The organism is Tardiphaga sp. (genome assembly GCF_028290495.1).
GTDB lineage: Bacteria > Pseudomonadota > Alphaproteobacteria > Rhizobiales > Xanthobacteraceae > Tardiphaga.
In genome coordinates this window covers 1-24,353 of the sequence record NZ_JAQGJT010000163.1, presented here as the reverse complement: position 1 = coordinate 24,353, position 24,353 = coordinate 1, and the positions used below count along the sequence as shown (strand labels likewise).

General features: G+C 63.4%; 22 protein-coding genes and 3 pseudogenes. 16 read left to right on the top strand and 9 right to left on the bottom strand.

Translation table 11 applies throughout. The features are described from left to right. From JWQ24_RS24615 to JWQ24_RS24595, 5 genes and pseudogenes are all read left to right on the top strand, one after another. Positions 1–276 (top strand): annotated as a pseudogene (locus JWQ24_RS24615) (succinate dehydrogenase/fumarate reductase flavoprotein subunit); the annotation flags it as partial. 24 nt (positions 277–300) lie between these two features. Next, positions 301–1,083, top strand: coding sequence for a succinate dehydrogenase iron-sulfur subunit (locus JWQ24_RS24610; protein ID WP_299813844.1), 783 nt, complete (start codon positions 301–303; stop codon positions 1,081–1,083). Positions 1,084–1,515: 432 nt separating this feature from the next. Continuing rightward, positions 1,516–2,532: an ABC transporter substrate-binding protein gene (locus tag JWQ24_RS24605; RefSeq protein ID WP_299813842.1), complete on the top strand. Its 1,017-nt coding sequence runs from the start codon at positions 1,516–1,518 to the stop codon at positions 2,530–2,532. A 26-nt stretch (positions 2,533–2,558) separates the two neighbouring features. Beyond that, the gene (locus JWQ24_RS24600) at positions 2,559–3,347 is read left to right on the top strand and encodes an ABC transporter ATP-binding protein (RefSeq protein ID WP_299813839.1); all 789 of its coding nucleotides are present in this window, start codon (positions 2,559–2,561) and stop codon (positions 3,345–3,347) included. Continuing rightward, complete coding sequence (locus JWQ24_RS24595) at positions 3,344–4,117, top strand: ABC transporter permease (RefSeq protein WP_299813834.1); 774 nt, start codon at positions 3,344–3,346, stop codon at positions 4,115–4,117. Before JWQ24_RS24600 ends, JWQ24_RS24595 begins: the two co-directional genes overlap by 4 nt. Before the next feature lie 74 nt (positions 4,118–4,191). Here JWQ24_RS24595 and JWQ24_RS24590 read toward each other — a convergent pair whose 3' ends face one another. Beyond that, the gene (locus JWQ24_RS24590) at positions 4,192–5,022 is read right to left on the bottom strand and encodes an alpha/beta hydrolase (RefSeq protein ID WP_299813831.1); all 831 of its coding nucleotides are present in this window, start codon (positions 5,020–5,022) and stop codon (positions 4,192–4,194) included. Between the two features lie 462 nt (positions 5,023–5,484). Here JWQ24_RS24590 and JWQ24_RS24585 point away from each other — a divergent pair. Together JWQ24_RS24585 and JWQ24_RS24580 are read left to right on the top strand one after the other, a co-directional pair. Further along, a pseudogene (locus tag JWQ24_RS24585) lies at positions 5,485–5,820 on the top strand (response regulator); the annotation flags it as partial. Positions 5,821–5,878: 58 nt separating this feature from the next. After that, a complete protein-coding gene (locus JWQ24_RS24580; protein ID WP_299813828.1) occupies positions 5,879–7,846 on the top strand; it encodes an ABC transporter ATP-binding protein/permease in 1,968 nt (655 codons plus the stop codon). An 11-nt stretch (positions 7,847–7,857) separates the two neighbouring features. Here JWQ24_RS24580 and JWQ24_RS24575 read toward each other — a convergent pair whose 3' ends face one another. Beyond that, positions 7,858–8,232, bottom strand: a complete 375-nt coding sequence (locus JWQ24_RS24575) for an MAPEG family protein (protein ID WP_299813823.1) — start codon at positions 8,230–8,232, stop codon at positions 7,858–7,860. 114 nt (positions 8,233–8,346) lie between these two features. Between JWQ24_RS24575 and JWQ24_RS24570 the strand changes: the two genes are divergently transcribed. Together JWQ24_RS24570 and JWQ24_RS24565 are read left to right on the top strand one after the other, a co-directional pair. After that, the gene (locus JWQ24_RS24570) at positions 8,347–8,832 is read left to right on the top strand and encodes a pyridoxamine 5'-phosphate oxidase family protein (protein ID WP_299813820.1); all 486 of its coding nucleotides are present in this window, start codon (positions 8,347–8,349) and stop codon (positions 8,830–8,832) included. Beyond that, positions 8,832–9,059, top strand: a complete 228-nt coding sequence (locus JWQ24_RS24565) for a hypothetical protein (RefSeq protein ID WP_299813817.1) — start codon at positions 8,832–8,834, stop codon at positions 9,057–9,059. The genes JWQ24_RS24570 and JWQ24_RS24565 overlap by 1 nt, the downstream gene beginning before the upstream one ends. Before the next feature lie 243 nt (positions 9,060–9,302). Here JWQ24_RS24565 and JWQ24_RS28635 read toward each other — a convergent pair whose 3' ends face one another. After that, entirely contained in the window at positions 9,303–9,674 is a 372-nt protein-coding gene (locus JWQ24_RS28635) for a hypothetical protein (RefSeq protein WP_366521465.1), read from the bottom strand. Between the two features lie 410 nt (positions 9,675–10,084). On the opposite strand from JWQ24_RS28635, the gene JWQ24_RS28630 reads away from it, so the two are divergent. Further along, complete coding sequence (locus tag JWQ24_RS28630; RefSeq protein WP_366521464.1) at positions 10,085–11,179, top strand: OmpA family protein; 1,095 nt, start codon at positions 10,085–10,087, stop codon at positions 11,177–11,179. Positions 11,180–11,295: 116 nt separating this feature from the next. Here the strand turns inward: JWQ24_RS28630 and JWQ24_RS24555 are convergent, their stop codons facing one another. Both JWQ24_RS24555 and irrA read right to left on the bottom strand, forming a co-directional pair. Continuing rightward, complete coding sequence (locus JWQ24_RS24555; RefSeq protein WP_299813811.1) at positions 11,296–12,225, bottom strand: IS110 family transposase; 930 nt, start codon at positions 12,223–12,225, stop codon at positions 11,296–11,298. Between the two features lie 271 nt (positions 12,226–12,496). Next, on the bottom strand, positions 12,497–12,988 hold the full coding sequence (irrA, locus tag JWQ24_RS24550) for an iron response transcriptional regulator IrrA (RefSeq protein WP_299813849.1): 492 nt from the start codon (positions 12,986–12,988) through the stop codon (positions 12,497–12,499). Positions 12,989–13,313: 325 nt separating this feature from the next. On the opposite strand from irrA, the gene fabA reads away from it, so the two are divergent. The 5 genes and pseudogenes from fabA to JWQ24_RS24525 all read left to right on the top strand — a co-directional run. Beyond that, positions 13,314–13,850 carry a 3-hydroxyacyl-[acyl-carrier-protein] dehydratase FabA gene (gene fabA, locus JWQ24_RS24545; protein WP_299813846.1) on the top strand — a complete coding sequence of 179 codons (537 nt, stop codon included), beginning with the start codon at positions 13,314–13,316 and terminating at the stop codon, positions 13,848–13,850. A gap of 82 nt (positions 13,851–13,932) precedes the next feature. Further along, positions 13,933–15,159, top strand: a complete 1,227-nt coding sequence (fabB, locus tag JWQ24_RS24540) for a beta-ketoacyl-ACP synthase I (RefSeq protein ID WP_299813808.1) — start codon at positions 13,933–13,935, stop codon at positions 15,157–15,159. 208 nt (positions 15,160–15,367) lie between these two features. Continuing rightward, positions 15,368–16,174: an enoyl-ACP reductase FabI gene (fabI, locus tag JWQ24_RS24535; RefSeq protein WP_299813805.1), complete on the top strand. Its 807-nt coding sequence runs from the start codon at positions 15,368–15,370 to the stop codon at positions 16,172–16,174. Positions 16,175–16,264: 90 nt separating this feature from the next. Continuing rightward, positions 16,265–16,702, top strand: a complete 438-nt coding sequence (locus JWQ24_RS24530) for a hypothetical protein (protein ID WP_299813803.1) — start codon at positions 16,265–16,267, stop codon at positions 16,700–16,702. Between the two features lie 24 nt (positions 16,703–16,726). Further along, a pseudogene (locus tag JWQ24_RS24525) lies at positions 16,727–16,843 on the top strand (enoyl-[acyl-carrier-protein] reductase FabI); the annotation flags it as partial. Positions 16,844–17,018: 175 nt separating this feature from the next. On the opposite strand, the gene JWQ24_RS24520 reads toward JWQ24_RS24525, so the two are convergent. Together JWQ24_RS24520 and katG are read right to left on the bottom strand one after the other, a co-directional pair. Beyond that, positions 17,019–17,624 (bottom strand): glutathione S-transferase family protein, encoded by a 606-nt coding sequence (locus JWQ24_RS24520; RefSeq protein ID WP_299813798.1) that lies wholly within the window; start codon positions 17,622–17,624, stop codon positions 17,019–17,021. 261 nt (positions 17,625–17,885) lie between these two features. Then, a complete protein-coding gene (katG, locus tag JWQ24_RS24515) occupies positions 17,886–20,114 on the bottom strand; it encodes a catalase/peroxidase HPI (RefSeq protein WP_299813796.1) in 2,229 nt (742 codons plus the stop codon). A gap of 249 nt (positions 20,115–20,363) precedes the next feature. Between katG and JWQ24_RS24510 the strand changes: the two genes are divergently transcribed. Then, on the top strand, positions 20,364–21,263 hold the full coding sequence (locus JWQ24_RS24510) for a LysR substrate-binding domain-containing protein (RefSeq protein ID WP_299813793.1): 900 nt from the start codon (positions 20,364–20,366) through the stop codon (positions 21,261–21,263). Positions 21,264–21,438: 175 nt separating this feature from the next. Here JWQ24_RS24510 and JWQ24_RS24505 read toward each other — a convergent pair whose 3' ends face one another. Then, positions 21,439–22,173, bottom strand: a complete 735-nt coding sequence (locus tag JWQ24_RS24505; RefSeq protein ID WP_299813790.1) for a superoxide dismutase — start codon at positions 22,171–22,173, stop codon at positions 21,439–21,441. A gap of 238 nt (positions 22,174–22,411) precedes the next feature. Continuing rightward, positions 22,412–24,353, bottom strand: a 1,942-nt coding sequence (gene pnp / locus JWQ24_RS24500) for a polyribonucleotide nucleotidyltransferase (RefSeq protein WP_299813787.1), incomplete at its 5' end; no start/stop codon positions are given.

Genomic DNA, 24,353 nt, shown 5'->3' with positions numbered 1-24,353 from the left:
TCGCTGACCTGGAATTCGGATCTGATCGAGACCCTGGAATTCGACAACCTGATCGTTCAGGCCGTCGTCACCATGGATTCGGCAGCGAACCGCACCGTACGCCGCGGCGCCCTTGCCCGCGAGGACTTCTCGGGGCGCGACTTCGTCAACTGGATGAATCTCACGCTGGCGTGGCTCGACGGGGGCGGAAAAACCGTTATCAAGTACCGTCCGGTGCACGACTACACGATGACCAATGATGTGCAGTACATCCCGCCGAAAGCGCGGGTGTATTGATGCTGACAGCGAAGGCTTGAGAATATGGCTGAGTTCGCACTTCCGAAGAATTCAAAGATCACCGGCGGCAAGGAATGGCCGAAGCCGGCCGGCGCGACGCAGACGCGCGAGTTTCGCGTCTATCGCTGGAATCCGGATGACGGCAAGAACCCCGGCGTCGATACCTATCACATCGATACCAACGATTGCGGCCCGATGGTTCTCGACGGCCTGATCTGGATCAAGAACAACATCGATCCGACGCTGACCTTCCGACGCTCCTGCCGCGAAGGCGTTTGCGGCTCCTGCGCCATGAACATCGACGGCCAGAACACGCTGGCCTGCACCATGGCGATGGACGACGTGAAGGACGGCGCCGTGAAGGTCAACCCACTGCCGCATCAGCCGGTGGTGAAGGATCTGGTGCCGGATCTCACCAATTTCTACGCCCAGTATGCGTCGATCGAGCCGTGGCTGAAGACCACCACGCCGACCCCGCAGAAGGAATGGAAGCAGAGCCACGAGGATCGCACCAAGCTCGATGGCCTCTACGAATGCATCCTGTGCGCCTGCTGCTCGACCTCGTGCCCGAGCTACTGGTGGAACAGCGACCGCTTCCTCGGCCCCGCCGCGTTGCTGCAGGCGACGCGTTGGGTCAAGGATTCGCGCGACGAAGCCACCGGCGAGCGCCTCGACAATCTCGAGGATCCGTTCCGGCTGTATCGCTGCCACACGATCATGAACTGCGCCAAGGCCTGTCCGAAGGGGCTGAACCCCTCCGAAGCCATCGCCGAGCTCAAGCTGAAGATGGTCGAGCGTCAGATCTGACGCCCGCATTTTCCACCTGCTAGATATCGTCCCCGAACCTGGTCTCGACCCGTTCGGGGGCGTCGCCTCCGGCACTGACGCCCAGGTCGCTTCCTTCGACGATCCGGCCCGCGTCGCCCAGCGCTCTCGATCGCCACCGCTGGTGTAAACGCCAACAATCGAGGCAATGGCCAGTGCCCTCATTTTCATCAATCGTTCAAAAATTAATCAAAAACTGAAGGTCGGGCTTTCAGCCGACCACGACGGCTGCGCTCGAGCCGCGGAATATGCCCGCTCTTGTCGCAAGCAGCGAGAGGCCGGCCCAGTCTCCGCATGCAAATCAGGCAGCCCGGACGCCGCCGGTGCGACGTGCCGCCGCATGTTCCAGATCAAAGTCGAAATGGCACGCTGCGTGCTAGCTAGCCTGCAGCGCCACCACAGGGGACTTTTGATATGTTTCGCAAGTTGGGTTTGACCGCACTCGCTGGCGCATTGCTCGCCGCATCCGCCATGTCGGCCAGCGCCGAAACTGATCTGAAATTCGCGCTCGACTGGAAATTCGAAGGTCCGTCCGCGCCGTATTTCGTCGCCATCGACAAGGGCTACTACAAGGCCGAAGACCTCAACGTCACCGTCGACTCCGGACCGGGCTCGGTCGCCGGCATCGCGCGCGTTGCGGCAGGCACCTATCCGATCGGCTTCTTCGACATCAATTCGCTGGCCCGCTTCCGCGACCAGAATCCGGACAAGGACGTCAAGGGCGTACTGATGGTCTATGACCGTCCGCCGTTCTCGATCGTCAGCCTCGCCAAGTCGGGCATCAACGGCCCGAAGGACCTCGAAGGCAAGATCCTCGGCGCGCCGGCCCCCGACGGCGCCTTCGCGCAATGGAAGGCCTTCGTGAAGGAAAACAAGTTCGACGACAGCAAGGTCAAGATCGAGAATGTCGGCTTTCCCGTGCGCGAGCCGATGCTCGCCGACGGCAAGGTCGACGCCATCACCGGCTTCTCGTTCTCGTCCTACTTCAACCTGATGTCCAAGGGCATCGCCGAGAAGGACATCAAGGTGATGCTGATGTCGGACTACGGCATCGTGCTGTACGGCAACGCCATCATGGTGAACCCGGAATTCGCCAAGGCCAATCCGAAGGTCGTTGCCGGCTTCGTTCGCGCCACCATCAAGGGCATCATCGACACCATCAAGGATCCCGACGCCGCCATCAAATCGGTGATGAAGCGCAATGAGACGGCCGATGAGAAGATCGAGCTGGCGCGCCTGAAGATGTCGCTGAAGGACAATATCGCTACCCCGTGGGCCAAGGCCAACGGCGTCGGCGGTGTCGACGACAAGCGCATGGATGACGCCATCGAGCAGATCGCCGTCACCTATGAGTTCAAGGCGGCCAGGCCGAAGGGCTCCGACCTGTTCACCTCGCAGTACCTGCCACCGGCAGCCGAGCGGAAGTTCTGAGCGACGCGGGGAACGGATCACCGCGCATGGAAGCGTTCGTAGACATCAACGGCGTCACGCTGAAATACCGCGGCGCCTCCGGGGACATTGTCGCCCTCCAGGATGCCACGCTGAAAATTCAGCGTGGCGAGTTTGCCGCCGTGGTCGGGCCTTCCGGCTGCGGCAAGTCGACGTTGATGCGGCTCGTCACCGGCCTGCACAAGCCGACCGCAGGCACCATCGCCATCGATGGCAAGGAAGTGACGGGGCCGGTGAAGATGGCCGGCATGGCGTTCCAGAACGCCAATATGCTGCCGTGGCGCAAGGTGATCGACAACGTGCTGCTGCCGCTGGAGATCGTCGAGCCGCACCGTTCGCAGTTCCGCGCCAAGAAGGCGGAATTCCGGGCGATGGCCGAGAAGCTGCTGGCGACGGTGGGTCTTGCCGGCTTCGGCGACCGCTTCCCCTGGGAGTTGTCCGGCGGCATGCAGCAGCGCGTCTCGCTGTGCCGTTCGCTGATCCACGAACCCGCGCTGCTGATGCTGGACGAACCCTTCGCCGCGCTCGATGCGTTTACGCGCGAGGAGCTGTGGTGCGTCCTGCGCGACCTCTGGCAGCGTCTGGGCTTCACCGTCATTCTGGTGACCCACGATCTGCGCGAGGCGGCGTTTCTTGCCGACAACATCTACGTCATGAGCGCGCGGCCCGGTCACATCGTGCAGATCAAGCCGGTGGACATTCCACGCCCGCGTGATCTCAAGGTCACCTATGACAAGGAGTTTGGCGATATCGTGATGGAGCTGCGCATGAAGATCGCGGAGGTTCGCCAGTCATGAACTCCCGCACCCTCGAAAAGCTCTCGCCCTGGATCTTCACGGTCGCCATCTTCCTGATCTGGGAAGTGTCGTGCATCATCTTCAAGGTCAACAGCTCGGTGCTGCAGCCGCCGTCAGCGGCCTTCGCCGCGATGTTCAAGTACTGGAAGGTGTTCCTCTATCATTCCTGGGTCACGCTGTGGGTCACGATGGTCGGCTTCGCGCTGGCGGTCGGTTTCGGCGTCATTCTGGGTCTCGTGGTCGGATGGTCGCGCGCGATCTATCGCGGGCTTTATCCGGTGATGATCGGCTTCAACACGATTCCGAAGGTCGCCATCGTGCCGCTGCTGATCCTGTGGTTCGGTATCGGCGAGGTGCCCGCGATCATCACCGCATTCCTGATCTCGTTCTTCCCGATCGTGGTCAACATCGCCACTGGTCTGGCGACCACCGAGCCTGAACTTGAGGACGTGCTGCGGGCACTCGGCGCCGGCAAGCTCGACATCATGCTCAAGGTCGGCATTCCCCGCGCGTTGCCGTATTTCTTTGGCTCGCTGAAGGTCGCGATCACGCTGGCCTTCGTCGGCACCGTGGTGTCGGAGACGCTCGGCGCCAATGCAGGACTGGGCTATCTGATCGCGCTGGAAGGCGCCTCGTTCCGCATGGCCAATGTCTACGCCGCGCTGCTGCTGCTCGCGTTCGAGGGTGTGCTGATGTACGCGGTGTTCGCGGGGATCGAACAGCACTTTACGAAGTGGGCTTTTCGCTCGCAGATGAACGCGGCGGCGTAGTTCTTTTCTTGACCTCTCCCCACCTGGCGAAGCTTTGCTTCGCGGGGCGCGGAGAGGAAAGCAAGGTGACGCGATTACACCTTTGACGCCTGCACGATGAGCGCGGTGATTTCCTTGGGATGCGAGATCATTGAGACATGACTCGACGGCAGTTCGATTGTGGTCGCTTTCATGCGCTTGGCCAGAAAACGTTCGAGGTCAGGCGTGGTGGTCTGGTCGTTACCCGATACCGCGTAGAACGACGGTTTCGAACGCCACGCGGCGACGGTAGTCTTGCCGGCAAACAGCGTCTCCGAAACCGGTTGCTGCGTGGCGTAGAGAACTCGCGCGCGCTTGGCCGGGACGTCGCCGGCGAAATGCCTCACGAAAGCGTCCTCCGACAGCCACAGATAGCCGTCGTGCTTCTGGATGCCGGCGCGCACCGGCGCCGTCGGATAGGTCGCGGCGAGTGCGTTGAAGTCCTCGTCGGCATCGGGCGCGCGCGCCGCCAGATAGACCAGCGAAATGACCTTCGGGTCGACGCCCGCCTCGGTGATCACCATGCCTGCATAGGAATGCCCGACCAGCACGGTCGGACCATCCTGCATAGCGAGCACGCGTTTGGTCGCCGCGACATCGTCTGCCAGCGAGGTCAGCGGATTTTGTACCGCGGTGACGTTGAAGCCCCGGGCTTGCAGCAGCGGGATTACGTCCGACCAGCACGAACCGTCGGCCCACGCGCCATGCACCAGCACGATGTTCTTGACGCCGGCTTTCTCCGCGGCCTTCTGCGCCGGGGCCTCGGTGATACCAAATGCGGCCAATGCCGCAACGCCGGCGGCGACGCCGAACAGGTTGCGGCGGTTCAGGCCGGCCGGCGGCTCGGTCGACGCTGAATTCTGATCGTCGTGAGGTGAAGTCGTCATATCAAAGCTCCGGTTATGAGGTTCATCAAGTCCACAGGCGTGCGCACGTGGCGCCGTTGGCCGTGGTCTCCAGCAACCTATTCGGATCAGCTACTGGTTTCGTAACACCGCTCACGCGTTCGTGACGCGAGCTTCTGTTACTTGGTCATTATCGGCCCCGACCGACGTCCGCGCAGCCGGCCGGATCGCGCCCCCTGACAAACTTTGTACCTGCCTCCGATAGGGCTCGGCTCGCGCCGACCCCAGGCAGGGGCTGCGAAAACAGCGCAGCAAGACTCGCTCAAACTCCTGCAATGGATGATGGCCGCGTCGCTGACCTTTCCCGTTGCGCTGTTTGCATTTGCCACGTGGACGGCCGATGCCGGCCAGTTCGAGACCGCGCTGATCAACATCGCGGTCAATGCCCGCGACGCGATGCATGGCGCAGGCCGCCTCACCATCGTGGTGCGCGCGACCGACGCGCTCGGCGAATTCGGCTACGTCACCGTGCTCAAGTCGAACGCCACAGACGCGCTGACGGAGCTGGCGCGACAAGCGGCGCGTTACGACGTGGTGTTCTCCGATGTCGTGATGCCCGGCATGACCGGCATCGAAATGGCGCAGCAGATACGCAAGCTCTATGCCGACCTCCCGGTGGTGCTGACCTCCGGCTACAGCCACGCCCTGGCCGAGAACGGCACCTTTGGATTCGAACTGCTGCAGAAACCGTATTCGGTCGAGCAGTTGTCGCGGGTGCTCAACAAGCACGGCCGTCATCCTGAGGCGCCCTCTGTCATTCCGGGGCGAGCGAAGTCGTAGCGCGCGCGAAACCCGAGAACCCGATGGAACCTTTTGATTTCTCTCGCGTTATGGCGATATGAATAAATCAGGTGCCGCCGAATCCGCCGAATCCGCCGAATCCGCCGCTTCCCGAAGCCCGATCGTCGAGATCGTCGCCGAGACGGGCAAACAGGTTGACCCGCCGCCGCCGGAACTGGTCGAGCCCGACCCCGAACTTTCCGCGGAGGAAGCCGAAGAGGCGCGCAAGGACTATCTGCTGACGCGGTTCTGGATCAGCGCCAAGGGTTTTTGGGGCGCCAATGGCGATAAACTGGCCTGGGCATTCTCGATCGGGTTGCTGCTGCTGATCGTCACCAATGTCGGCTTCCAGTACGGCATCAACATCTGGAATCGCGCGATCTTCGACGCCATCGAAAAGCGCGACGGGGCCAGCGTCTGGCATCTTACCGGCGTGTTCTTTCCGCTGGCGATCGGCAGCGTGCTGCTCGGTGTCGGCCAGGTCTATGTGCGGATGTGGTTGCAGCGCCGCTGGCGGGCGTGGCTGACCAATTCCGTGATATCGCGCTGGCTGGCCTCAGGCCGCTACTACCAACTCAATCTGGTCGGTGGCGATCATCAGAATCCCGAATTCCGGATAGCGGAGGATCTGCGCGTCGCCACCGATTCGCCGATCGACTTCGCCTCCGGCGTGGTCTCTGCATTTCTCTCGGCGACCACTTTCATCGTCGTGTTGTGGACTATCGGTGGCGCGCTGACGCTGAATGCCTTCGGTTCCGTCATCACCATTCCGGGCTTCCTGGTGATCGCCGCGGTGCTCTATGCGGCGATCGCCTCGGGCTCGATCATGGTGATCGGGCGCGCTTTCGTGCAGACCTCGGAAGACAAGAACCAGGCCGAGGCGGAGTATCGCTACGTGCTGACGCGGGTTCGCGAGAACGGCGAGAGCATCGCGCTGCTCGGCGGCGAGGAGGAGGAGCGCGCCGGCATCGACCGCACCTTCGGCAACGTGTTGAAGCAATGGGCGCGGCTCGCGCATCAGCATATGCGCACCACGTTGGTGTCGCAGGGCTCAAGCCTGATCGCGCCGGTCGTGCCGATATTGTTGTGCGCGCCAAAATTTCTCGACGGCAGCATGTCGCTGGGTCAGGTGATGCAGGCGGCCTCTGCCTTCACCATCGTGCAGGCGGCGTTCGGCTGGCTGGTCGACAATTATCCGCGGCTGGCCGACTGGAATGCCTGCGCACGCCGCATCGCCTCGCTGATGATGTCGCTCGACGGGCTCGAGCGCGCCGAGCGCGGCGACGGCATCGGGCGGATCACCCGCGGCGAAACGACCGGCGACACCGCGCTCGGCCTGCATGATCTGTCGGTGACGCTCGACGATGGCACTGCCGTGGTGGGGGACACCGAGGTCAAGATCGAACCCGGCGAACGGCTGCTGGTGGCCGGTGAGAGCGGCACCGGCAAGAGCACGCTGGTGCGCGCCATCGCAGGTCTGTGGCCGTGGGGCAGTGGCAGCATCAATTTCCACCCCGACCGTCGGCTGTTCATGCTGCCGCAACGGCCTTACGTGCCGTCCGGCACCTTGCGGCGCGCTGCCGCCTATCCGGCCGCGGCCGAAGACTGGAGCGTGGAAGAGATCGGCATCGCGCTCGAAAAGGTCGGGCTCGGCCATCTCAAGGAGAAGATCGAGGAAGACGCGCCGTGGGACCAGACGCTGTCAGGCGGCGAGAAGCAGCGGCTCGCTTTCGCGCGACTGTTTCTGCACAACCCCGATATCATCGTGCTGGATGAAGCGACCTCGGCGCTCGACGCCAAGAGCCAGGACAAGATGATGCAGTTGCTCACCGAGGAACTGCCCAACGCCACTGTGGTGTCCGTCGCGCATCGTGAAGAGCTAGAGGCGTTTCACAGCCGCAAGATCGTGCTGGAGCGCCGCAAGGGCGGCGCCAAGCTGGTTAGCGACATCGAACTGGTGCCGCGCAAGAGCAAGCGCAAGCTGCTTGGTCGGTTCCTCCGCGGCCGCAAAGCGGCGGGGGCCTGATAGGCTGCGAGCTACTTGAACGCCGGCAGCACGAAGATCGCGATGTTGGCGATCAGCGCGAGGCCGTAGGCGGCGGAGCGCAGGCTGGCCTTGTCGGCGATATACAGAAGGGCGTGTGCGATACGGAAGGCGATGTAGAGCAGCGCCAGCAGGTTCACAGTGCTGGTGGTAGCGCCGAAGTTCAGCGCCGCAATGACCGCCACGGCGAAGAACGCGAAGTTCTCATAGGCGTTCTGGTGCGCCGCATAGGCGCGGCGCTTCGGGCCGGAGAGTTTTTCGGCACTATCGCGCGGCGTGTTGTTGTCGCGTGAACCAGACTTTGAATATCCGGCAAGAACGAGCGGCAGCAGCGCGGCGACCAGAATGCACCAATAGGCGACAGGCATCGAAACTCTCCCTGAAAGTACCTTGATGCGGGGTTCCCGTACGGCTGTCAAACTTTCCGCCTGGGAACATCGCTGCGCCCATGTCGTTAACTCTGCAACGCACAGGAGAGAAACATGGCCAATGACAATGCCCGCGATATCGATCGCAGTTGGGAGCTGATGAAGAAGATCGGCTTTGCGATGATGGTGACGCGCGACGGCGAAAAGCTGCATTCCCGCCCGATGTCGTCCTATCTCGACCGCGACGCCAACACGATCTTCTTTCTCACCGACGCACGCCATCACAAGGATGAAGAGATCGCCGCCGATCCCGATGTAAACCTGTCGTTTGCCGATGCAGGCGCCGTGAAGTTCGTTTCCGTAAGCGGGAAAATGGCTGTTTCCAACGATCGCGCCAAGATCAGGGAATTGTTTTCGACGCCCGCCAAGGCGTGGTGGGACAGCGCGGAGGATCCCAATATCCGTGTGCTGAAGTTCACGCCGGATGAGGTAGAGTTCTGGGATTCGCCGGGGACGGTGATCAGCTACGTGAAGATGGCTGCAGCGGCCGTCACCGGTACGCGGCCGGATGTCGGCACCAACCGCAAGGTAACGATCTGATGCCGCTCGGACCTGTCGAGGATCCTCCTGTCAAGCCGGGTCAGCCGGCCGAGCCGCCGCAGGAAAGTCCGCCGGGCAGTCCCCGGCCGGAGATTCCGACGCCGGTACACGAGCCGGATGCACCACAGCAGCCCGACGAACTCCCAGGCTATTCGCCGGAAGAATTGCCGACCGGGCCGGATGTGAATCCGGGACAGCCGGACATGCCGCCGTCGCCCATTATGTAGCGCGCGACCGATCATGGCCTGAACGCGAAGTGAATGAAGCGCGTTCGGGTCATCGTGCCATCGAAAATATAACGCTGCTGCGTCTTGCGGGTCGCCACAATCCGGCCCAACGGATATCAGTTGATCGTGTCGTCGCCGTTCGGCCAACAACGTCTGTTGAAAATTCTTCCGGGGGATTCAGAATCACCATGACCAAGCTTCGTCTTTTGCTGCTGGCCACGACAACGCTCAGCGTTGCGCAGTTTACAGCGCCTGCTTCTCACGCACTGGAGAGTGGCGCATCGTTTGTTGTCGCCCAGGCAGCGCCCGCCCCCGAGGGCGATCCGAAGGCTGCCCCGAAGGGCGAGCGGAAGGGCCCGCCGCCCGGGGCTGCCCCTGCCGGTCCGCGACCGGCTCCTGCCGCTCCTCCGGCGGCTGCGCCGGCACGTCCAGCCGCGCCGCCTGCCGCCGCGCCGCCCCCTGCTGCACGTCCTGCACCGCCGCCAGCGCCTCCGGCGGCTGCACCTCCGCCGCCGCGTCCTGCGCCGCCTGCTCCGCGTCCAACGCCACCCACACCTCCGGCAGCCGCTCCCGCCGCCCGGCCGACGCCGCCCGCCGCACCGCCGGTTGCAGCACCTGTTGCGCCGGGGGCACCCGCCGGCCGTCCCGAGCGCCGTGAGCCCGGGGCTACACCGCCCGCCGGGCGTGTTGCTCCGACGATCACGCCTGCTCCCGTTCCTGGCGCGGCCACGCCGCCGGCCGCGCGTCAGGCTCCCGTGACGCCACCCGCTGCAACCGTGCCGGCTGCACCCGCGCCTGGCGCAGCGTCTCCCGTTGCTCCTACCCCGCCTGTTGTTGCTCCGGCTGCGCCGCCTGCTGGCGGTGCGCCGGTTGGTGTGCCCGGCGAGCGTCGCGGCCCGGGTGGTCCAGCTCGCCCGAACGGTCAGGGTGCTGTCCCGACAGCCCCCGGTGCGCCAGCAGGTGCACCGGCTGCGCCGCCGGCTCCTGGCGCACCACCGGCTCCGGGCACCCCCGTTGCTCCAGGCGTGCAGGGCGGACAGATCGCTCCGGCTCCGGGCAATTTGCCGCCCGGCACGGGCATCGCAGGTCAGCGTCGTCCGCCGCCGACGATCAGCGCACCGATTCCGGCAGCTCCGCCGCTGGCTGCCGCTCTGGCGCCGATCGCGCTGGGTGCTCTGGCACCGGGTCCGCAGCGCATGGACGACTTCCGCGGTCAGCGTCGCGAGAGCGATGTCGGTGGTCGCCGGGTGTTCACCGAGCCCGGCCGCATCATCATCCAGGATCCGAGCGGGCAATCGTTCATCCGCCACAACGAGGTTGATCGCTTCCGCTACGGCGCGCGTGACATCCGCACCCAGCAGGTAGGCGATGAAAGCCGCACCATCGTGGTCCGTCCCGACGGCTCGGAGATCATTACGGTGGTTGGCCGCGATGGCCAGTTGCTGCGCCGTATTCGCAGGGATCGCGGCGGCCAGGAGATCGTGATCATCGACAACTCGTTCCGCGGTCCGCGCGGTGCGGGCGGCTTCTATGTCGATCTGCCGCCGCCGGTGCTCCGGATTCCGCAGAACCGCTACATCGTCGACTACGATCAGGCGTCGCCCGAACTGATCTACGACACGTTGCTGGCGCCGCCGGTGGAACGCATCGATCGCCGCTACTCGCTCGATGAAATCCGCTACAGCCAGGGGGTTCGTCAGCGCATGCCGTCGATCGATCTGGACACCATCAACTTCGATCTTGGTTCGTGGGAGATCCCGCCGGACCAGGCTTCGAAGCTGCAGGTGATCGCGGATGGCCTCAACAGGGCGATCTCGCGTAATCCGCGGCTGGTGTTCCTGATCGAGGGCCACACCGATGCGGTCGGCTCGGACATCGACAACCTGTCGCTGTCGGATCGCCGCGCCGAATCGGCGGCCCAGTTGCTGACCCAGCAATTCCAGGTGCCGGCGGAAAATCTGACGTCGCAGGGTTATGGCGAGCAGTATCTGAAGATTCCGACCGAACAGGCGGAGCGTCAGAATCGCCGCGTCACCATTCGCAACATCACGCCGTTGTTGAACGGCGGCACGGCCTCGCTGCCGCCGCCGCCCCCGGGCACCGCTCCGCCGCGTCGCTAAGTGGTGTGACATGAACGAAAATGGCCGGGAGCAATCCCGGCCATTTTATTTGGATAGTTGCTTCTTCTTGTTGTTCCGGACCAGCGAGCGCCGATCCGGCAACTGTAATTTAGGCGTCAGGCGTGGAAGGGCTGCTGCTCTCTGATGATGGCGTTGAGGGTGAGTAGCAGTTTTCTGGCGACGGCAATGAGCGCAACCTTGGCAGGCTTTCCGGCCTCGCGCAGGGCCCGGTAGGCTTGAGCCAAGCGCGACTTCGTTCGGGTGGCGGAAACCGCCGCCATGTAGAGCGCCTCGCGGACCCTGCGTCTCCCGCCGTGGATGCGCCGGACGCCGCGGAACTTGCCGCTGTCGGTGTTGAACGGCGCAAGTCCAGCCAACGCCGCGATGGCCTTGGGCGCGCGTGAGCCAAGTTCCGGCATCAGCGCCAGCAGCGTAGCCGAGCAGACCGGGCCGATGCCCGGCACCGAATGCATCAGGCGCTGCGCGTTCTGCAGGGCATGCTGCTCGGTGATCAGGGTGGCGATCCGCCGGTCGAAGTCGCGCACGGCCTCATCGAGCCAAGCAATGTGGGCCGTCAGGCTGGCGGCCAGATCAGCGCCGTCCCCTTTGAGGCGGGTGCGTTCCTGCTTGCGACAGGCGACAAGCTGGTCGCGGCGTTTATGCAGTTCGGCCAGCTGTTCGCGCGCGGGATCGGCCGCGCTGTCGGTGCCTGGGCGCAGGCATTGGGCCATCCCGGCCAACATCCCCGCATTGATGGCATCCGTCTTGGCCAGGAAACCGGCGGCGCGGGCGAAGTCACGCGCCCGTGCCGGATTGACGCGGGCGAAGGCGATGCCGGCTGCACTCAGAGCCTGACGCAGGGCCTTGTCATAGTGGCCGGTGGCCTCGAACAATACGAATACGTCGTTGCCGGCCCAGCCTGCGATCAGGCGATCGATCGCTTCCGGCCGGTTATCGACGCGGCGGACTGCGCCAACGCTGCCGTTGAAGACGTCAAGAAAGTCCTTGGAGATATCGATTCCGACGAAGCCAGGATGTATCTTCATGATGCCTGTCCCCGTGCTGCCAGGTCCGCCGCAGACGGCCTCGGTCAACTGTTCAGGCGGGGGTGATCGCGAAGCGGGCGGCTGCCGAGCCGGCTCACGGTGTTCTCAACCAGGGATCCAACGGGGCATACCGCCAGCACCCATCATGACAGATCCCAACTACACAGGGATCCATACGCCGTGCAGACGCGATGAATCTCCGCGACCACAGCGTCAAATTACAGATGACGGTGTTTATGGGTCCCGGCGTTCGCCGGGACGACAATGAAGCTCAGCGCTTCTTGCGCAGCCGGACAACCATGTCGATGCGGCTGATTTCGTAGCCCTCGGGGACGTCGGGCATCTTCTGCAGCACCATGTGCGGATCGGGAATGTCGACCAGCTCGTGGTTGTTCTCGAGGTAATAATGGTGATGCGCAGTGACGTTGGTATCGAAGTACGTCTTGGTGCCGTCGACGCTCACCTGACGCAGCAGGCCGGAATCAGTAAGCTGGTTCAGGGTGTTGTAGACGGTGGCGAGCGATACCGGGACCTTGGCGAGGGTGGCTTCCTCGTAGAGCATTTCAGCGGTGAGATGGCGCGCGCCTTTGCCGAACAACAGCCAGCCCAGCGCCATGCGCTGACGGGTCGGACGCAGGCCCACCGACTGCAGCATTTCGTTGACGTCGTGCCACGGGCAACCGGTCAGCGCTGGCTGGCGGCCACGACCGATTTCCGCAACCGTAGCTGCGTCATCACTGATATTCGAAGCGACGTCACTCATTTCCACGTCAGAATCCCTGCCGTTCGGCGTCCAACACACACGCAAACACATAGCTCTACTCCCACCTTTATAGAGAGCTATGGGTTTAGATGCAATGTTTTCGCAACTGGAGCCATGCGTGGAGCGGGCAGCTGGTCCGGGCCTGAAGCGGCCGGGCGAGGCGGTCGTTACGCCGTCGAAACAGCCGCTTTGCCGCCTGATAAGCCTATGATAAGAGCGCGCGGCGGGTCCGGAAAATAACGGCCTGATTTGAAACAATTCTGCGTGTTCTGACCGTCCCGGCCCGATTCGCAGTCGAAATGACGACCTTGGAAAGCCAGGCATGATTCAGGACAAGCGCAGCAGCTACGAATACGAGGACCTGCTGGCATGTGGCCGCGGCGAGTTGTTCGGCCCGGGCAACGCCCAGTTGCCGCTGCCGCCGATGCTGATGTTCGACCGTATCGTGGAAATCTCCGAAACCGGCGGCCAATATGGCAAGGGCCTCATTCGCGCCGAACTCGACGTCAATCCTGACCTCTGGTTCTTCGCCTGCCACTTCAAGGGCGATCCGGTGATGCCGGGTTGCCTCGGCCTCGATGCCATGTGGCAGATGGTCGGCTTCTTCCTCGGCTGGTCCGGTGGCATCGGCCCCGGCCGCGCGCTCGGCCTTGGCGAGCTCAAGTTTTCCGGCCAGGTTCTGCCGAATATCAAGAAGGTTGTGTACACCATCGATATGAAGCGGGTGATGCGTTCAAAGCTGTGGCTGGGCATTGCCGACGGCTCGCTTTCGGCCGATGGCGAGATTATCTATCGCGCCAAGGATCTGAAGGTTGGACTGTTCAAGCAGGATGCGTCCGCCGCATTGCAGCCGGGAACGTAGTCTAGTCAGCGCTGCAACAACGGCCGTCTCCGACCGGGCGACGGCCAGTCAACAACACTAATTTTTAGAGGGCGAGGCGATCATGAGGCGGGTTGTCGTCACGGGGATGGGCATTGTCTCATCTATCGGAAACAACACTCAGGAAGTGCTTGCGAGCCTCCATGAGGCGAAGTCTGGCATTACGCGCGCCGACAAGTATGCGGAGCTCGGCTTCCGCTCGCAGGTGCAGGGCGCGCCGACGCTGAACGCGTCGGAGATCATCGATCGCCGCGCGATGCGCTTCCTCGGCGAAGGCGCGGCGTGGAATCACGTCGCGATGGACCAGGCGATCCTGGATTCCGGTCTCGAGCCGTCGGATGTTTCCAACGAGCGCACCGGCATCATCATGGGCTCGGGTGGTCCTTCCGCGCGCACCATCGTCGAAGCGGCCGACATCACCCGCACCAAGGGTCCGAAGCGCGTCGGTCCGTTTGCCGTGCCGAAGGCGATGTCCTCGACGGCCTCCGCAACGCTCGCCACCTGGTTCAAGATCAAGGGCGTCAACTACTCGATCTCCTCGGCCTGCGCGACCTCCAACCATTGCATCGGCAACGGTTACGAGATGATCCAGTGGGGCAAGCAGGACATCGTGTTCGCCGGCGGCTGCGAAGAACTCGACTGGTCGCTGTCGGTGCTGTTCGACGCGATGGGCGCCATGTCGTCGAAGTACAACGATACCCCCTCGACCGCTTCGCGTCCGTATGACGTCAGCCGCGACGGCTTCGTCATCGCCGGCGGCGCCGGTGTGGTCGTGCTGGAAGAATACGAGCACGCCAAAGCCCGCGGCGCAAAGATTTACGGCGAGATCATCGGCTACGGCGCCACCTCGGACGGCTACGACATGGTCGCTCCGTCCGGCGAAGGCGCCGAGCGCTGCATGAAGATGGCGCTGGCCACCACCGGCGGCATCAAGATCGACTACATCAACCCGCACGCGACTTCGACGCCGGCCGGCGATCCGCCGGAAATGCAGGCGATCCGCAAGGTGTTCGGCACCGGCGAGAAGTGCCCGCCGATCTCCGCCACCAAGGCGCTGACCGGCCATTCGCTGGGCGCTACCGGGGTGCAGGAGGCAATCTATTCGCTCTTGATGATGCAGAACGGCTTCATCTGCGAGAGCGGTAACATCACCGAGCTAGATCCGGTATTTGCCGACATGCCGATCGTGCGCAAGCGCATCGACAACGTGAAGGTCGGCGCCGTGTTGTCGAACTCGTTCGGCTTCGGCGGCACCAACGCCACGCTGGTCTTCAAGCGCATGGATGCGTGAGTTTTTTAACCTCTCCCCGCACGTGCGGGGAGAGGTGTTCTCCATTGCCACAATGCCCTCATGGTGAGGAGGCGCTTCTTCAGCGCCGTCTCGAACCATGAGATGTTCGGCCCATCCTTCGAGACGCGCGCAAGGGCGCGCGCCCCCAGCCGGAACGCAATTGCGTTCCGGCTGGGGTGAGGACGGTAAAAATTAGAGAGCGATAAAGATGCAGGGATTGATGCAGGGCAAGCGCGGTCTGATCATGGGCGTCGCCAATGATCATTCGATCGCATGGGGCATCGCCAAGGCGCTGTCGGCGCAGGGCGCCGAATTGGCCTTCACCTATCAGGGCGAAGGCCTCGGCAAGCGCGTACGGCCGCTGGCGGAATCACTGAAGTCCGAACTGGTGCTGCCCTGCGACGTCGAGGACATCGACAGCGTCGACGCGGTATTCGCGACGCTGAAGGAAAAGTGGGGCGGCCTCGACTTCCTAGTCCACGCCATCGGCTTTTCCGACAAGAACGAATTGAAGGGCCGCTACGCCGACACCACGCGCGCAAACTTCTCGCGCACCATGGTGATCTCCTGCTTCTCCTTCACCGAGGTGGCCAAGCGCGCTGCGGAGATGATGAAGCCCGGCGGTGCAATGATCACGCTGACGTTCGGTGGCTCGACACGGGTGATGCCGAACTACAATGTGATGGGCGTTGCCAAGGCCGCGCTGGAAGCCAGCACGCGCTATCTCGCCGTCGACTTCGGTCGCCAGGGCATCCGCGTCAATGCGGTTTCCGCGGGCCCGGTCCGCACGCTGGCCGGCGCCGGCATCGGCGATTCGCGCGCGATGTTTGCGTTCCAGCAGAAGCATTCGCCGCTCGGCCGCGGCGTCACGCTCGATGAACTCGGCGGTACCGCGCTGTATCTGTTGTCGGACCTGTCCGGCGGCGTCACCGGCGAGATCCATTATGTGGACTCCGGCTACAACATCATCTCGATGCCGCATCCCGACGCGCTGAAGGCCGACGCGGCAGAGTAATTCGTCAGACGTGATAATTTCAGCGGAGCTTCAGACTAGTGGAGGCTGTTATGCAGCCCGGCGCGCTTTGGGCAACATCGACGGACGATCATGAGGCTGTTCCGCGATGCTCTCCAAGGGCTGATTCCGACCCTCGAAAGGGCCAGAATAGCTTGGCGAGAACCCGACGCATATCACGACTGGGACGAGATGTCTGAGGCCGTCTACCGGTCGATCGTCATTCGATCATTGGAGTTCGCCGTCGAAGTTGGTCCGTTTCTGTCCATTCCTAACTATGGCTTCTCGCTTCCAACCTACGAGAGTAATAGCTTCGTTAGTGAGGAGACGCGCTTGGGATCGACTGCTTTCATTTGCTTTGAAACTCAGCATGAGCCGTTCGACCATGCGTATTTTGCAGTTCTCGATGGCGGCTTAAACGTTGTCGGCAAATACCGCTTGGCAACGACCGATGCAAAATTCATTTTCTGGCGCCGCACTCGTGATGTCGTTTCTGCGCGCGCTATCGACGCGATAAAGGTTGAGCTATAGGCCGATGTGGCCGTAAGCGACGCGTACTTGCTGACGAAGCTGTCCGGCGGCGTCACCGGCGAGATCCATTATGTGGATTCCGGCTACAATATCATCTCGATGCCGCATCCCGACACGCTGAAGGCGGATGTGGCGGAATAGTCGTTGCTCCAGCCGGCACAGGCGGGCTGCAGGGCCTCAGTCTCCAGTGTCATCCCCCGCGAAAGCGGGGGACCCAGTATTCGGCGTCGCCCGTCGTGAAGCGCAGGCGTCTGCATGTACTGGGTCGCCCGGTCAAGCCGGGCGATGACAGGGTATGCGCGGAAACGCCTCTGAACTACACTTTCTCCCCCGCCGCCATCAGTGCCGCGCGCTGGAACGCCGGGCGCGCTTGGCAGCGGTCGAGGTAGCGATCGAACGACGGTCGTGGCGAGATCATCTTGAACTGGCGCACGGCGAAGTTCAGGCTTGAGCCGATGGCAATGTCGGCAGCGGAGAATGTGTCGCCGAGGATCCACGGGCCATCCTCCAGCGCTGCTTCCAGCACGTCGAACACGCGCTTGGCATCGCCCCAGCCGGCCGCGACCGAGTTCATTTCGAATTTGGCGGCGAGCTGCGCGATCGCCGGCTCGATGCAGCTCGGTGCGAAAAACAGCCAGTACAGATATTTTGCACGGTGCACATCGCCGAGCGGCGGGGCGAGACCAGCCTCGGGGTAGCGCTCCGCCACGTAAGTGCAGATCGCCGCGGCTTCGGCCATCGTGGCTTCGCCATCCTGCAGCGCGGGCACCTTGCCCATCGGATTGACGGTGAGGAATTCCAGCGAACGCTGCGCGCCGGTGGTGATGTCGGTGAGTACGCGCTCGTAGGGCGCGCCGGTCTCTTCCATCAGCCACAAAGCGGTGAACGAACGGGAGCGAGGCGACCAGTACAGCTTCATCATGACAGGGCTCCGTTGAATGCTTGCGGCATTTGTGCGGAGATTCGCGAGAGGGTGCAAGGGTGCGGCGCACACGGAGTCCGCCGAAGCCGCCGCATACTCCACCGACATCCCCGAGGATGCGGGGATCCGGTGCACGCAGGCGTCGTGTCTCCATCATTGAGCCGGTGATTACCGGGCGATGACAGTGTGTGCGGCGCAAGAAAAAAGCCCCCGCGATTTCTCGCAGGGGCTTCTTCAACTTGCTTTGTCAGGTAGCGCAGATTATTCCGCTGCCTGCAGCATCGGCTCGGGCACGATGTCAAAGCGATCGGCGTTCATCACCTTGGTCCATGCCTTGACGAAGTCGCGGGCGAACTTCTGCTTCGCATCGGAGCCGGCATAGACTTCGGCAAGCGCGCGCAACTGCGAGTGCGAGCCGAAGATCAGGTCGACGCGGGTGCCGGTCCACTTCACCGCCTGGGTCTTGCGGTCGCGGCCTTCATACACGTCCTCCGAACCCGCGGCCTTCGACCACACCGTGCCCATGTCGAGCAGGTTGACGAAGAAGTCGTTGCTCAGCGTGCCTGGCTTCGCGGTGAAGACGCCGTGCTTGCTGTCGCCGGCGTTGGCGCCGAGGACGCGCAGGCCACCGACCAGCACCGTCATTTCCGGACCGGTCAGCTTCAACAGCTGCGCACGATCGACCAGGGCTTCTTCCGGCTCCATGAACTGATGGACCTTCCGCAGATAGTTGCGGAAGCCGTCGGCGCGCGGCTGCAGCGGCGCGAACGACGCCACGTCGGTCTGCTCCTGCGACGCGTCCATGCGGCCAGGGGTGAACGGCGCCGTGACGGTGACGCCGGCATCCTTCGCGGCCTTCTCGACTGCTGCGACGCCGCCGAGCACGATCAGGTCGGCGATCGACACCTTCTTGCCGAACGCCTTCTGGATAGCTTCGAGCTTCGCAAGCACGGTGGCCAGCTGGGCCGGCTGGTTGACCTCCCAATCCTTCTGCGGCGCCAGACGGATGCGCGCGCCATTGGCGCCGCCCCGCTTGTCGGAGCCGCGGAACGTCGACGCCGAGGACCATGCGGTCGAGACCAGCTGCGGCACCGTGAGGCCCGAGGCGAGGATCTTCGCTTTCAGGTCGGCGATGTCCGCATCATTGATCAGCTCATGATCGACGGCCGGGATCGGGTCCTGCCAGATCAGCGTTTCCTGTGGCACCAGTTTGCCGAGATAGCGCACGACCGGGCCCATGTCGCGATGCGTCAGCTTGAACCAGGCGCGTGCGAAGGCGTCGGCGAACTGATCAGGGTTCTCGTAGAAGCGGCGCGAGATCTTCTCGTAGATCGGATCAAGGCGCAGCGCGAGATCCGACGTCAGCATCATCGGAAGCTGCTTCTTCGACGGATCGTGCGCATCCGGGATATCGGCCACGGCATCCTTCGCTACCCACTGGTGTGCGCCGCCCGGGCTCTTGGTCAGCTCCCATTCGTACTTGAACAGGTTGTCGAAGAAGTGGTTGCTCCACTGCGTCGGCGTCTGCGTCCAGGTGACTTCCAGACCGCTGCCGATCGCGTCGCGACCGACGCCGGTGCCGTGCTTGCTCTTCCAGCCCAGGCCCTGGTCCTCGACCGCGCCGCCTTCCGGATTGACGCCGACAAAGGACGGATCGCCTGCGCCGTGGGTCTTGCCGAAGGTATGGCCGCCGGCCACGAGTGCCACGGTTTCTTCGTCATTCATCGCCATGCGCGCGAAGGTTTCGCGGATGTCCTTCGCCGAAGCGAGCGCGTCGGGGGTGCCGTTCGGGCCTTCCGGATTGACGTAGATCAGGCCCATCTGCACGGCGCCGAGCGGCTCCGCCAGTTCGCGCTCGCCGCTGTAGCGCTCATCGCCCAGCCAGGTGCCTTCCGGGCCCCAGTACAGCTCTTGCGGCTCCCAGGTATCGGCGCGGCCACCGGCGAAGCCGAAAGTCTTGAAGCCCATCGATTCCAGCGCGACGTTGCCGGTGAGGACGTAGAGATCGGCCCACGACAGCTTCTGGCCGTACTTCTGCTTGATCGGCCACAGCAGGCGGCGCGCCTTGTCGAGATTGACGTTGTCGGGCCACGAATTCAGCGGTGCGAAGCGCTGCTGGCCACCACCGGCGCCGCCACGGCCGTCAGTGGTGCGGTAGGTGCCGGCGCTGTGCCAGGCCATGCGGAAGAACAGGCCGCCGTAGTGACCGAAGTCGGCGGGCCACCACTCCTGCGAATCGGTCATCAGGGCATGCAGATCCTTGATCACGGCATCGAGGTCGAGGCTCTTGAATTCCTTGGCGTAGTCGAACGTTCCGCCGAGCGGATCGGCCGAGGGGTGGATGGCATGCAGCACGCCGATATCGAGATGCTCCGGCCACCAGTCCTTGTTACCGCGACCCTTGCTCTTCGGCCCGCGGTCACCGGGACCGGCCTTGGAGTCATGATTTACCGGGCATTTGCCGGCGCCATCTTCTGTCGTCGCGTTCATTTGTCGCTCCTTCGGGTGGTGTGGATCCAAGCGCCTGGCCCGGCAACGGCGGTATTCCGCGTCGTTACCAGGAGCGCGCCCGGAAAATTCAAAAGTTCTGTATTTTCAGCCGCTTGAAAAATCGCGGGGCAAGCCGAGCACGAGCCAAGCACTTACCTTAGCGGCAGTTCGTGACGGCACCTTGGAAGAAATCTAACATCAGGTCCAGTCGATTTGTCTTTGCCTTTCGATCAGTTTATCTGATGGGAGATGGTCACCCTCCGACAACTCCGTTATCTCGCCGCGCTCGCCAAGCATGGCCATTTCGGCCGCGCCGCGGAGGCCTGTGCCGTTACGCAGCCGGCCCTGTCCATGCAGATCAAGGATCTGGAGCGTACGCTCGGCGTCAAGGTGGTGGAGCGGCGTCCCGGCGAGGTGATGCTGACCGATGTCGGCCGCGAGGTGGCACGGCGCGGCGAGGATGTGCTGGCGGCGTCGCGCGACCTGGTGGATTTTGCCCGGCACCGCGGCGGGGTGCTGACCGGCCGGCTGACGCTGGGTGTGATTCCGTCACTTGCGCCTTATCTGCTGCCACGCATTCTGCCGGTGCTGCAGAAGCAGTTTCCGGAATTGCGGCTGGAACTGCGCGAGACCCAGACGAAGCAATTGGTCGACGACGTCAAGAACGGCACGCTGGATGCCGCGATGCTGGCGCTGCCGCTCGGCGAGCCCGAGATCGATGCGCTGAAACTGTTCGACGATCTGTTTTTGCTGGCGGTGCCGGCGAACGATCCGCGGCCTGTTGAGCAGCGCATCCGGGCCGGCGATATCGACCAGAGCAGATTGATCCTGCTCGAGGATGGCCACTGCCTGCGCGACCAGGCGCTGGCGTTCTGTGCGACCGCGGCGCGCGGCGGCGGCGTTGGTGCGGGCGGTATGGCGTTTGCGGCGTCGAGCCTCTCCACGGTGATGCAGATGGTCGCCAGCGGCTATGGCGTCACTCTGATTCCGCAAATCGCCGCCGATGTGGAGCAGCGCGACCAGCGTGTGAAATTCCTGCGCCTGGAGAACCCGCAGCCCGGCCGCAGCATCGGCCTCGCGTTCCGCAAGACCTCACCACGCAAGGCGGACTTTGAAGCGCTGGGCGATGTGGTGAAGGAATGTATGTGAGGTGTCTCGGCATCGTTTCCCGGATGCGACGCGCTACGCCGCTCTCGCGGCGTGGCGCATCACAAGCCTGTCAGCCGTCATTGCGAGCGCAGCGAAGCAATCCAGCAGCCAAAAAGAAAGACTGGATTGCTTCGTCGCAAGGGGCTCCTCGCAATGACGGCGGCGAGGCAGGAGCTTAAACTCCCAGCGTGCCGGCCTTGGCCATAGCGTAGCGCTCGCCGATCACCTTCCAGTTCACCGTGTTCCACCAAGCCTTGAGATAGTCGGCGCGGCGATTCTGGTAGTTCAGGTAATAAGCGTGTTCCCAGACGTCGTTGCCCATCAGCGCGCGCTTGCCGTCCATCGCCGGATTGTCCTGGTTCGGGCGGTTCTCGATCGCCAGCTTGCCTGACTTGTCGACGGTCACGAACACCCAACCGGAACCGAACTGGCGACCGCCGGCAGCATTGAAGTCGGTGGTGAATTTCTCCATGCCGCCGAGGTCGCGGTCGATCGCGGTCAGCACGTCGCCTTCCGGCTTGCCGCCGTTCGGGCCCATGATCTGCCAGAACATGGAGTGGTTGGCGTGGCCGCCCATGTTGTTGCGCACGCCGGTGCGGATCGCCTCCGGCACGTCGCTGAGCTTGCCAAGCACTTCGACCGGCGACATCGATGCGATCATCGGATTGTCCTTGGCGAAGGTGTTGAGGTTGCCGATGAAGGCCGCGTGATGCCTGTCGTGATGAATCTCCATCGTCTTGGCGTCGATATGCGGCTCCAGGGCTGCCACCGGATAGGTCAGCGGCGGCAGCGTGAACGGCGTTGCAGCCGCGGGCGCTGCGGCCTGCGCGAAGACAAACCTTGGCGCGGCGACGAGCGCGGCGGCGCCGGTGGCAGCGAGCATCAGGTGACGGCGGGACATTTGGGACATGGAGTTCTCCGTGGGAAATGGGACGGGGCAACTACGCTGCGGTGTGGCCGGGTAGGAAGGCTGTCGTGCGAGCAATTACGCAACGCAGTCCGTGCCGGTTTCAACTACGGGCAAAGTGACGCAGGGCGCGCTTGCACGCAGCAAGTTTGCTGCGTTGTCGATCCGGGTTCTCTGCAACGTGCCTAACAAAAAGGGCGGCCTTTCGGCCGCCCTTTTCAGCATTCGCAAGGTGCGAAATTTACTCTGCGGCAGCGGTGCCTTCGGCGGCCTTCTGCTTGGCTTCGAGGTCTTCGCCGGTTTCCTGATCGACGACCTTCATCGACAAACGCGTCTTGCCGCGATCGTCGAAGCCGAGCAGCTTGACCTTGACCTTGTCGCCTTCCTTGACGACGTCGGAGGTCTTCTGCACGCGGCCGCCAGCCAGCTGGCTGATGTGGACGAGACCGTCCTTGGCGCCGAAGAAGTTCACGAACGCACCGAACTCCATGACCTTGACGACGGTGCCGTCATAGATCGCGTTGAGTTCCGGGTCGGACGCGATCGACTTGATCCACTTGATCGCGGCCTTGATCGACTCGCCATCGCTGGACGCCACCTTGACGGTGCCGTCGTCGTCGATGTTGACCTTGGCGCCGGTCTTTTCCACGATCTCGCGGATCACCTTGCCGCCGGTGCCGATCACTTCACGGATCTTGTCGGTCGGGATCTTGAACGTCTCGATGCGCGGCGCGTATTCGCCGAGTTCGGCGCGGGCGTTGTTCAGCGCCTTCGACATCTCACCGAGAATGTGAATGCGTCCGTCCTTGTCCTGGACGAGGGCGACCTTCATGATCTCCTCGGTGATCCCTGCGATCTTGATGTCCATCTGCAGCGAGGTGATGCCGGTGTCGGTGCCGGCCACCTTGAAGTCCATGACGCCGAGATTATCCTCGTCGCCGAGAATGTCGGAGAGAACGGCGAAACGCTCGCCTTCCAGGATCAGGCCCATGGCGATACCCGCCGTCGGCCGCTTCAGGGGAACGCCCGCATCCATCAGCGCGAGAGAGGCGCCGCAGACCGAAGCCATCGAGGACGAACCGTTCGATTCGGTGATCTCGGAGACCACACGCACCGTGTACGGGAATTCGTGATGACCCGGCAGGATCGGATGGATCGCGCGCCAGGCGAGCTTGCCGTGGCCGATTTCGCGACGCTTGGTGCCGCCCATGCGGCCGGTTTCGCCGACCGAGTAGGGAGGAAAGTTGTAGTGCAGCAGGAACGTCTCTTTGTAGGTTCCCGACAGCGAGTCGATGTACTGCTCGTCCTCGCCGGTGCCCAGCGTGGTGACCACCAGCGCCTGGGTTTCACCGCGGGTGAACAGCGCCGAGCCGTGGGCGCGCGGCAGCACGCCGACTTCGCAGACGATCGGACGGACCGTGGTCAGGTCGCGGCCTTCGATGCGCTTCTTGGTGTCGAGGATGTTCCAGCGAACGATCTTCGATTCCAGTTCCTTGAACACGCCGGCGATGCGGAGCTTGTCGTATTTCGGCTCCTGACCTTCCGGGAAGTAGTGCGTCATCACCTTCTGCTTGACCGCGCCAACGGCGGCGTAGCGGTCCTGCTTGACGGCGATCGCATAGGCCGAACGCAGTTCGGTCTCGACCAGGCCGAGCATTTCCTTTTCGAGCGCGCTGTCGTCGATGGTCTTGACTTCGCGCGGCTCCTTGGCGGCCTTCTCGGCGAGTTCGATGATCGCCTTGATGACCGGCTGGAAGTGGCGGTGACCGAACATCACGGCGCCGAGCATGATGTCTTCGTTCAGCTCCTTGGCTTCCGATTCCACCATCAGCACGGCGTCGGCGGTGCCGGCGACGACCAGGTCGAGCTGGGTGTCGGCCATCTCATCGAGGGTCGGGTTGAGCACGAATTCATCGTTGATGAAGCCGACGCGGGCGGCACCGATCGGGCCCTGGAACGGGGCGCCGGAGATGGTCAGCGCCGCCGAGGTGGCGATCAGCGCCAGGATGTCCGGATCGTTTTCCATGTCGTGCGACAGCACGGTGACGACGACCTGGGTCTCGTTGCGCCAGCCATCGACGAACAGCGGACGGATCGGACGGTCGATCAGGCGGGAGACCAAAGTCTCCTTCTCGGTCGGGCGGCCTTCGCGCTTGAAGTAACCGCCCGGGATGCGGCCGGCG